Source organism: Streptomyces sp. NPDC000983 (genome assembly GCF_040299205.1).
Classification (GTDB): domain Bacteria; phylum Actinomycetota; class Actinomycetes; order Streptomycetales; family Streptomycetaceae; genus Streptomyces.
This window is the reverse complement of record NZ_JBEPBM010000108.1, coordinates 1-3,162: the sequence shown is the minus strand read 5'-3', so window position 1 is coordinate 3,162 and position 3,162 is coordinate 1. Positions and strand designations below refer to the sequence as shown.

General features: G+C 66.4%; 3 protein-coding genes and 1 pseudogene. All 4 read right to left on the bottom strand.

The features are described from left to right. Positions 1–187: 187 nt before the first annotated feature. Positions 188–637, bottom strand: a complete 450-nt coding sequence (locus tag ABT296_RS38490; RefSeq protein WP_351934787.1) for a hypothetical protein — start codon at positions 635–637, stop codon at positions 188–190. Positions 638–1,728: 1,091 nt separating this feature from the next. Next, a pseudogene (locus ABT296_RS38485) lies at positions 1,729–2,031 on the bottom strand (DUF4259 domain-containing protein); the annotation flags it as partial. A 236-nt stretch (positions 2,032–2,267) separates the two neighbouring features. After that, positions 2,268–2,789 (bottom strand): hypothetical protein, encoded by a 522-nt coding sequence (locus ABT296_RS38480; RefSeq protein WP_351934785.1) that lies wholly within the window; start codon positions 2,787–2,789, stop codon positions 2,268–2,270. Between the two features lie 111 nt (positions 2,790–2,900). Beyond that, positions 2,901–3,005: a hypothetical protein gene (locus ABT296_RS38830; protein WP_502977438.1), complete on the bottom strand. Its 105-nt coding sequence runs from the start codon at positions 3,003–3,005 to the stop codon at positions 2,901–2,903. Between the last annotated feature and the right edge of the window lie 157 nt (positions 3,006–3,162).

Sequence of the window (3,162 nt, the reverse complement as noted above, 5' to 3'; positions counted from 1 at the left end):
CCAGAGTTACCTCGACTCACGCGGCCTGACCTGGGAATGCTGGTGGCGGCAAGGCACGTGAACCCGACCCACAAGATCCCCGACAGAGTCGCTCAATGACGCGGACACACTGTCAAAACTTAGCTCTGGCACAGATCTTGGGGAGCGGTGGCGGAGCGTCACCGGGAAGGTCGCTTCGCAGCTGTGATCACACTGGTTCTTGGTAGACCCTGATTTCCAGGGGATGGAAGTGGCGGACCATCGTCCAGAACTCCTGGCGGCCAAGGCCGTCGGCCCAGCGGTCGAGTTCGTCGTCCGTGTCGTGGAAGAACCAGGACTCGAAGTGCCCCAGCGCCCGAAGTCGAGGGACGGGCTCGTATCGAAGTTCGCAGTGGAGCTGGATGTAATGATCATGCTCGCCGGAAGCATCGTTGATGCCGAACTGCCGGGCAAGGTCCAGGGTGAAGACGGGCGGTCCCTCGAAGGCGTGAGTCCCGTACTGGAACAGAAGGCCATCAGCGTCCGGCGTGTCCGCGGTGTCGAATCGTTGGGAGCCGAAGCGTACGAACCTGAGCCACACCTCGTCCAAGTCCAACTCGGCCAGGGGCTGCCGCCCACGGCTCAGCTCATGTTGAAGTCGCTCCTCGGCCCGGTCCACGGGCAGTCTCCTCGACATCCCTGTCCTTCGCGGTCTCGACGGAATGCGGGCCTCGCGGCGATCTTCTCAGCCCACCACACGTCGCTGACGTGATCAACGCCTCCGCACGCCTCCACGACCACATCCCCACGCCGCCTGCGGCCCGCAACAGGCCCGCTCAGGGGGAATCGCTGGTAGAGGAGGAGTGGCGGCGCTACGCGATGTTCCCGCGGCTGTTGTCCGTCCTCGACCGGCACCGGCCCCAGAGGGGTCGAAAACCACGTCAACGCCCCGCACGCAGCAGCCGGTACCCCCGCCCTCGCAACCCTCCTGCACACCGTCCCCAGACTCGCCGCCCCTCGTCGACATCCAGCGCAACGGACCAGCAGAGCCCATCTTGCGGCCCGTCCACGATCCCGACAGCCGCATCCCATGGACTGCATCCACAGCCGGCCTCGGCGCGCAGTGAACAGCCGGCTGCGCGGCCGCCGGCACGGGCAGTGGTGACTGCGCAGGGGCTGCTTCCACGGGTGCGAAGGGTCGTGGCTGACGGCTGCGTAACCCCAACCACAAGCGCAACCACAGGGGTTGCGCACCCCGACCATGAACCCGACCACGGAGCCTGCGCACCCCGACCACACCTGGCCACAGCCACATTGCGCAGGGCGTGCCGGGGCTGCGCAATCGCTGCGCAGTGGCTGCCTCTGACGGTTGCGCAGGGGCTGCCGGCGGCTGCCGTGCGCACCCCGACCATGAACCCGACCACAGGGCTTGCGCACCCACGACGACGGGCTTGCCCACCACCCACCACAAGCCCGACCAATGCTGGTCACAGGGCTGCGCAGCGAATGCGCAGGGCCGCGCGATGACTGCCCAGCCGTAGCCCTGCGAGCGGGAGGCCGGCAACGTCCGTCGCCGGCCCGCCACCCGCAACGGCATGGCCCCCTTCGGGCCGTGCAGCTGACGGCACCCGACCGAGGACCTCGTCCTATCGCTGGCGGGCCTCGTGAGGGCCGTCATGAGTACGTCCACGTCCCCGGTGCAGACGATGACGTCCTCGTCACCGGCCGGGGGGCGAAGCGGGCGTGTGGTCAGTGTCTGTGGGTCGCCGATCAGATCTCGAACAGGGCTTCCTCTTGTGGCGGGAACGGAGGGTCAAGGACGTCGCGAAGGCGGGTGATGTCCCGGCGCCACTTCGACCAGTTCGCAGCTTCGGCCCACAGCCCGGCGAGTTCAGACCGGTTGCAGACCCCTTGGTCCAGGGCGTCGACGGCGAGCATGCGAAGGTCTGCAGGCAACTCCGGTAGCGGCTCTGATGGGCCATAGTTCGAACACGCCCGATCCCCGTCAGGATGCTGGGCGACGACCAGGGCCGCCGCGCCCACGGCTCGCTCGCCGTCGTAGATACCCAGGAAGTCCGCAGGCCCGGCGGCACGCTTACGTAATGATCGGCAGGCCCTGAGGAGTGGGAGCCCGGCCGAGTTGCACCCGCTCGCGTTCCCGCAGCGTCGTCAACATTCGTTCCCACACGCCTTCTTGCTGCCACCGCCACCAGGCAACTTGCCCCGCTGACGGGCTTCTCGGACACCCTCTGAGTGGGTTGGGGCAGCTGCACGATGCAGCTGCCCCAACCGAGGATTGCGGTGGTGGATCAGGAGTAGTCGCCGCGCCCGGCCCGGCGCAGGATGTCGCGCTCCTGACCAGACTGGGTGTCGAGTGAGTCCTCGTGGTCGATGACCATGGTGTCGTCGGCCGGCCGGGCACGTACCTGGGCTCCGTAGGCGTCGGTCGCCTTCACCAGGAGGGCATCTTGATGTTCGGCGGGCCAGCTTTGGATCAGGTAGGACTCCACGACGTCGTCCACGGGTGTCTGGTCGACGGCCCGGTCCCGGCCGCGCGCATGGACGCGCAGCCGGTAAGGGCCTGGCCCTCGGGACGCCAGGGAGGGCAGATCCGCAGGGTCGTCCATGAAATGAGTCACCAGCACTTCCCCAGAAGGGGAGTGGCACGAGATCTCAGCGATCTCTTCCCAGTCCACAACCACATCGGGTCGCTGGGAGTGCAGCTCGACGGTGACCTCGACGTCGCCGGTGTGGATCCCAGTCGTCACCTCGATGGCTCCGCCAGAGGCGGATGCCAGCCCGGTGTAGGTACTGCCGAAGTCACTGGCCAAGGACCCCTCCGGGTCCACAACCTGGAAGTGGTGGTACTGGGCGAATACCAGAGCTGTCCCGGTACGGACTGACTCATTCACAGCTGCTGTCTTCCCGATCTTGTCGCGGGCCTACCTGATCCATACGAGGAAGCGGTCCCCTTCGAGGACACGAGCGTAGGTGTAGAAGCCCTTGAGCGCGTCTCCCGCGTTCTTGTTCTGCTGAGCATTGACCATGCGTCGGCTGAACGGACCACCGTTGTACTTGGCGCCCTGCCAGGTACTGGCGAACGGGTATTTGAGGTTCCCCCTGCTAGCCGGACAGCTTGATACTGGGACGGTTGGTCCCGGAGGAAGCAGTCACAGGTAGTGAGCAACATGAGTAAGCGGTACA